General features: G+C 44.2%; 5 protein-coding genes. 3 read left to right on the top strand and 2 right to left on the bottom strand.

What is annotated here, in order from left to right; translation table 11 throughout:
* Positions 1–395 precede the first annotated feature (395 nt).
* A complete protein-coding gene (locus tag F6K51_RS14495; protein WP_293021272.1) occupies positions 396–596 on the top strand; it encodes a hypothetical protein in 201 nt (66 codons plus the stop codon).
* 498 nt (positions 597–1094) lie between these two features.
* Complete coding sequence (locus tag F6K51_RS14490; protein WP_293021271.1) at positions 1095–1805, top strand: CatA-like O-acetyltransferase; 711 nt, start codon at positions 1095–1097, stop codon at positions 1803–1805.
* A 253-nt stretch (positions 1806–2058) separates the two neighbouring features.
* On the opposite strand, the gene F6K51_RS14485 is transcribed toward F6K51_RS14490, so the two are convergent.
* Both F6K51_RS14485 and F6K51_RS14480 read right to left on the bottom strand, forming a co-directional pair.
* On the bottom strand, positions 2059–6315 hold the full coding sequence (locus F6K51_RS14485; RefSeq protein WP_293021270.1) for a HEAT repeat domain-containing protein: 4257 nt from the start codon (positions 6313–6315) through the stop codon (positions 2059–2061).
* A gap of 86 nt (positions 6316–6401) precedes the next feature.
* The gene (locus tag F6K51_RS14480) at positions 6402–6623 is read right to left on the bottom strand and encodes a hypothetical protein (protein ID WP_293021269.1); all 222 of its coding nucleotides are present in this window, start codon (positions 6621–6623) and stop codon (positions 6402–6404) included.
* Positions 6624–6893: 270 nt separating this feature from the next.
* On the opposite strand from F6K51_RS14480, the gene F6K51_RS14475 reads away from it, so the two are divergent.
* Complete coding sequence (locus F6K51_RS14475) at positions 6894–7163, top strand: Asr1405/Asl0597 family protein (RefSeq protein WP_293021268.1); 270 nt, start codon at positions 6894–6896, stop codon at positions 7161–7163.
* The last annotated feature ends 10 nt before the right edge of the window (positions 7164–7173 follow it).

The raw sequence follows: 7173 nt of genomic DNA, 5'->3' as shown, positions 1-7173 counted from the left end.
TGAATTAATAATGGTGAATTAAGAATTAAGAATTAAGAATTAAGAATGGTGAAGGCAGAATTAAGAATGGTGAAGGCAGAAGCCAGAAGCCAGAAGCCAAAATTCTAAATTATACCTAAATTCCCAATTCTTAATTCACCATTCCCAATTCCCAATTCCCAATTCTCAATTCACCATTCCCAATTCACCATTCTTAATTCACCATTCTCAATTCACCATTCCCAATTCACCATTCTTAATTCACCATTCTTAATTCACCATTCTTAATTCACCATTCTTAATTCTTAATTCACCATTCTTAATTTCCCAAAAAAAACTTTTATAAAACCCTTGACAAAACTAATTATAATCATTACAATAATCACTATAAACCCGATGAGTTGGATTTTTTATTCATGTCACAAAAATTTTCCCGAAATTTCAAAAAACAACCTGCTCACCACGTCTTAAAAGGTTCTCGTGAAGCCGTAATCTATAGCATGCAGATGCTTTATTCCCTAGGCTATGCGGAGATTGCAGAATGGACTCCTCTGGAGAAAACTGATGTTCCCGGGGAAGTGATGACTACCATAACCAAGTATTGGCTGTTGCCATAACACCTTAACTTTCTGGGGGGGTTTCCCCCCCTTGGCCAAGTCACCTTTGGCCAATCCAATCTGATCACATCGGGTTAGAATTGGGAAGTTAGTGACATCACAATTTCAACTGACTTATTGTGGATTTTAAATAGCCGTGGATAGTATTTCTACGGCTATTTTTTTGTAAGTATTTAGCTATCAGCTTAAGCGCTACGCGCACGCTACGCGAACAGCTATCAGCTTAGAGGTTGTCTGAGAAGTCTCATTTGCTAGATCAAAGCCCCCTAAATCCCCCAATTTTGGGGGACTTTTAGAAGCAAATTGACTCTTGTTCCCCCCAAAGTTGGGGGGCTAGGGGGGCAAAATTCAGTATCAAAAAACTTTTCAGATATCCTCTTAAGCGCTACGCGAACAGCTACGCGCAATCGGTGCTTTTGAATACAATAAGCTGACGGCTGACGGCTGACGGCTGAATGCTTAGCTAAAATACTATTAGCCTCAACTAATACTTAAATCATGGACGATTTAAATTACTATTTAGACAAATACGATGCTATACCCTTAGATACTGAACAATACAAAAATAGTTATGTCGGCTGGGCACTAGACTTTTTTATTGATGAAACAAAGGTAATAAATCCTTATTTAGATATTACGTTACGATTAGACTTAACCGATGCGGAAACTAATTATAAGGATAATTTTAAGAATGACTATTCCACCTTTACGTGTTTCTTAATCTGGAAATTACTTAAAGCCCTGAAAGATCATCCTTCTTTTTGGTGGAGATTTATTAACCAGAAATGGTATCAAATTAATAACCCACCATTATTTTGTCCGACAGCAGTGGGAGGCGAAGCTCGATTTTTACCAATAATCATCAATAATGCCACAAAATTAGGATGGCTTGAATTTTCAGAACTATACAAAAATACCAAAGACAGTATTTTCGCTAATCCTATATGGTCTAATAATAGAGATATCTCCTATGCTTACCAACTATGTCAATTTGTTGGTAATCTTCCTGGCTTGGATTTTTTAAGTTTTGCTATGCAGACAGGTCGTGGAAATACCCAGAGTTTTTTATACTTTGGGAAGCGAACCTACTACGAAAATCAGCAAAGATTAACGGTTCCTTTAGCTATAAAATTTCACCATGGCAATTTAGATCCATTTATAATAGAATTGTTAGTTAAGGATTATCTAGCTGAATTAAGTAAGCTTTAATACAGCAGTTTTTACTTGGGTGAGTACAGAGTTTCTGGTTTTAGGGAACAGGGAACAGGGAACAGGGAACAGGGAACAGGTAAGAAAGAAGAGGGCAAAAACCTGTGTACCTCATTAGGCTAAAAACCGCTATAGATCAATAGGCAAAACTGCGCTCAATCCCTACTCCCTACTCCCTACTCCCTACTCCCTACTCCCTACTCCCTACTCCCTACTCCCTACTCCCTACTCCCTACTCCCTACTCCCTACTCCCTACAACTCAATCGAATAATAATCCAAAGCACCAACTCCCGCACCCTGAGTCCACCGTGAATCAGGTTTCCAAGCACCATTGATTTCTTCCCGACGGCGAGTGTAGACAGTGAGCTGATTATCCTTTACTTTCAGTAGATTATATTGCCAAGGATAACCGGGTATGAGTTCTTGGGTGGGTGCGCCAAAGGTGCCAGCACCAATTTGGTCGAGTTTGCGCCCAGTTGGACTGAGGTCGTAACGGAAAAGGCTGGTTTCGGCTTTGTGGATGTGTCCGTGGAGGAAGAAGCGGAATCCAGCAACAGCGAGTTGTTGGATGAATCCTTGGTCGGTAATCCTGTCGCTTCCAGCACTATTCAGGGCATGGTGCCAAACCGCTAGTTTCAGGCAGTTGCGGTAGTCTGGGTTACGGCGAATCTCGGTCAGGGCATTGCTGAGAGCACCTGAGTGGATGCTAGCACGGTCTCTGAAGTGGTGATCCAGTTCCCAAGCGGAGTTTAGTCCTAGGATCAGCAAGTTTTGGTCTGGGAAATAGTCGATAATGGCTTGCTGGTCATAGTCGAGGGGATAGGGTTGAGCTTTGATAGCTTGATAGAATTGGCTGAAGTGGGCAAACCGTTGTTGGTATTTGGCTTCGTCTCGGACTCGAATCACCCGTGGACTTTCTTCGATATAGTAACCCTCTTGGAATTCACCATCGTACTCTTCGAGATCCAATAACTGATAACCCCGCTTTGCTAGTTTCCAGTTGAGGTCATGGTTACCGGGAACTATAACAATTTGCTTCGAGTCTAGGGAAAAGTCTTGGCGGAGATTGTCGAGAAACTGTTGTGCAGCCTGGTATTCCTCTGGAGTTGAATAATTCGCGATATCACCGGAGAGGATAAGAGCATCAAGCCGAGGGATGTCAAGGTCTTGGGTGAGGTCTTGGGCGAGTTGGTTTGACCAAAGGGTAGCTTGCTCAGGGGTGGTGATGTGGAGGTCTGAGAGGTGGAGGATGTACATGGTTTGAGTGGGTTTGGGACTATAGGTTGGGTTGTAGATTTGGTAGCGCTCTTGAATGGCGTTAAGGGTGTTGATGGTTTCCTCAAAAATATAGTTATAATTAGTTGCTGCAAATTGTTGGTTGTTGAGGCGATTAATCAGTTTAGGAATAGTGGCTTCTGTCCCGATTTTTCCCAGAGCTTTTGCCGCACTAATACGCACCCAAGAGTCGTCATCATCCAGCAATTTAATTAAGGGGTCGATGGTGGCTTCTGTCCCGATTTTTCCCAGAGCATCTGCTGCCATACTCCGCACATAGTATTCGTTGTCATCGAGGGATTTAATTAACGGCTCAATCGTGACTTCTGTCCCGATTTTACCCAGAGCTTGTGCTGCTATTTCACGCATAGATGGTTTGGGGTCATCCAGGGATTTAATTAAGGGGTCTATGGCGGCTTCTATCCCAATTTCCCCCAGAGCTTCTACTGCCATTTCACGCAGATCTAAGTCTTGATCATCCAGGGATTTAATTAAGGGGTCTATGGCGGCTTCTGTCCCAATTTCTCCCAGAGCTTCTACTGCCATTTCACGCACAGATAATTTGGGGTCATCCAGGCATTTACTTAACCGCTCAATTGTGGCTTCTGTGCCAATTTCAACCAGAGCTTCTGCCGCACTCCTACGCACCTCATAGTCGTTATTATCCAGCAATTTAATTAAGGGGGATATGGCGGCTTCTGTCCCGATTTTTCCGAGAGCTTCTGCCGCAATTCCACGCACAGAATAGTGTTCATCATCCAGGAATTTAATTAAGGGGTCAATCGCCACTTCTGTCCCGATTTTTCCCAGAGCTTCTGCCGCATTACTACGCACAGAATAGTGTTCATCATCCAGCAATTTAATTAAGGAGTCTATGGCGGCTTCTGTCCCGATGTTTCCCAGAGCATATGCCGCACTCTTACGCACATCATAGTGGTCATCATCCAGCAATTTAATTAAGGGGTCGATGGTGGCTTCTGTCCCGATGTTTCCCAGAGCTGCTGCGGCACTCCTACGCACATTATAGTTATCATCATACAGCAATTTAATTAAGGGGTCTATGGTAGCTTCTGTCCCAATATTTCCCAGAGCTTGTGCCGCACTCCTACGCACATTATAGTTATCATCATACAGCAATTTAATTAAGGGGTCTATGGTGGCTTCTTTCCCGATTTTTCCCAGAGCTTCTGCCGCACTTTTACGCACCCAATAGTCAGGATAATCCAGCAATTTAATTAAGGGGTCGATGGTGGCTTCTGTCCCGATGTTTCCCAGAGCTTTTGCCGCACTTTTACGCACCCAATAGTCAGGATCATCCAGCAATTTAATTAAGGGGTCGATGGTGGCTTCTGTCCCGATTTTTCCCAGAGCTTCTGCCGCCATAATTCGCACATATGAGTGGTCATTATCCAGGTATTTAATTAACCGGTCTCTCGTGGTTTGTATCACGATTTTTCCCAGAGCCTCTGCCGCACGACTACGCACATAAGGGTTGTAATCATCCAGGAATTTAATTAAGGGGTCAATCGCCACTTCTGTCCCGATTTTTCCCAGAGCTTCTGCCGCACGACTACGCACATCAGAGTGGTCATCATCCAGCAATTTAGTTAAGGGGTCGATGGTGGCTTCTGTCCCGATTTTTCCCAGAGCTTCTGCCGCACGACTACGCACATCAGAGTGGTCATCATCCAGCAATTTAATTAAGGGGTCGATGGTGGCTTCTGTCCCGATTTTTCCCAAAGCTTCTGCCGCACTTATACGCACATAATAGTGGTCATGATCCAGGCATTTACTTAGCTCAGGTATCGCTTTTTCTGATCCAGTTATTCCCAACAGCTCAATCTTAAAAAACGTCGGAACCTTTAACCCAGTCACTAACCCAACAGTCTGCTCCTGAAACTCCGGTTTTACTGCTCCTGCTAACCTGGCTCCCAGTTTCCAATCCCATGCTAACCCTAACCTTACCACCCGCTGGGCTTGGACTTGATCATCTACCAATTGCAGCATCAGCACCAGAGTTTCGGTCCATTTCAAATAATTGAGATAGTTCTGTTGCAACTCCTGATCCGTGATATTTGGTAATTGCTTTAATAAATATTCTGCTGTATAGTATTCTTGGATTAGTTGGTGTCGAAACTCAATCAACTCTCCTGATTTTTGAATCAAGTGATGGTTGAGTAAGTCCTTTAGCCAAGTCCTAGCGCGAACTTTAGGATCGATACAACCACTCTGACGTAGATAGTTAGTTAAAATTTCCTCGGCTTTTGTCTTGGGAATAGCAACGGTAATCTCTTTGGGCTTATCCCCAGTTGTCATCACAAACCCTAACTGTTGCAGCAGCTCTGGCCAAAATTCTCTTGATTCCTCGGAAACGTTAACATCTTGCTTGATGTTATCAGAATAGAACTGGGTAAATGAGCGAAACACTAACCCCAGATTTGACGGTATCTCTCCCTTATCCTGAAACAGGGCACACAGCATCATCAATAGTAGGGGAGTTTGGCCAAATTCCCGTAAGCGATCGCCCAACTGCTGGAGCATTTGCTCTCCCTTTTCAGGCAAATACTTTCGGACAAATTCCGACATTTGCTCTGCACTCAAGGGTTGCATTTCCAACTTCTTTTGAATCCCCAAGTCACCACCTACTCCTAAATCCCTAGTGGTGAAAATCATGGGAGTACGCTTCTGGTAATCCTTCCGAAACTGAGTCAAATCCGAGCGTGCTGCTTCTGAGGGTAGCTCGTTCACCCCATCGATCAGTAACCAGAATTGTCCATCAAACAATAATTTTTCGATTTCGGTGGAGTTGAGGAGTACACCATGACGTTTCAGAAAATTCCGCACTAACTCCAGCACCGATTTCTGGTAATATCGCAGTTCCACCAGCACCGGAATTTTCCCTTGTATTCCCTCATCCCCCAACAATCGCACTAACGCAGTGGATTTTCCTGAACCCGGACGTCCCACTAGTAAAACATGGTCAACAGCATACTTGCGCAATCCTTCTAGGACAGGCAAGCGCTCAGTTTCTTCCGGATTTTCGTATTCTTCCCGATTTTCGTCTCGTTGTGGCTGCTCCGACTTGATGGTTTGCACCATTAGGCCATTAAACAGCATAGGGGTTCGTTGCTGCTGCTTGGGCTTGCGGCCTTCGACATCAGTGAGGGTATAAACTTGCCACCATTGGGCGTAGGTGTTACGGATTGATTCTAGATAGGGATCCCAATTGACCATCTTAAGGATGAATTATGAAGGTTGAATTATCTGGCACCCTTGTCATTCATTCTAGCTGGGCAGCTGAGTTGGTGGGCAGTGCTTTGCTATGGGATCGGGAGCTGAGCTGATTGGTCTGCTGCACTGCCCACCCTACATCGGCTGAGTTGGTGGAACTGGCATCTTGCCAGTTTCAATATATGTTGGGGCGGCCAGTTGGTGGGCAGTGCTTTGCTATGGGATCGGGAGCTGTACTGATTGCTCTGCTGCACTGCCCACCCTACATCGGCTGGTGTGATTGTGATTGTAGTTGCAATTATAGTTGACAAAATTATCTATAAGTGCTTATACCCCTTGCCCTAGATATTTCCATCTCCTGATCACCCCATTTCCCGGTCTTCCAGTGCTATTCTCCGACTGGCAACTGTTAGGATAATATTTTTTTTGTAAATTAGTTGAGAAAGCTTTGCATTTGACCCCTAGATAGACTAAACTAGTCTAGGAGTATTAGCAATAACTAATCCCTGGCTGCTCAAATCTTCCCTTAACCGAGGCAGCTTGGTTCCAGCTTTTAACAAAAAACTATAGCATTATTGATTATGGATCCATCTATATCTGAATCAGAGGCCAGTCAAGTGATTGAGATCAAGTGGGGAGAGCGATGGCAAGTCTATCGGCGCTTGCAAGAGCTAGAGATTCCCTGTCACTGTAAGACTGACCAGCCCTTGAAAGCTGAAATCGATAATGTCACGGCTTTGATTCAAATTTGGAGTATCCTCAGACAGCTAACCCTTCCGCGCCAAGAGTTAATATCCTGGCTCGATGATTGCTGGCGGCTTCCTAGCAAAAGGCGCAAGGAGAAACTTTAAGTAGTAGGTA

It is taken from the genome of Moorena sp. SIO3I8, assembly GCF_010692325.1.
Taxonomy (GTDB): Bacteria; Cyanobacteriota; Cyanobacteriia; order Cyanobacteriales; family Coleofasciculaceae; genus Moorena.
Note: the sequence above shows the minus strand (reverse complement) of the source record. Positions and strands in the feature narration are given on the sequence as shown.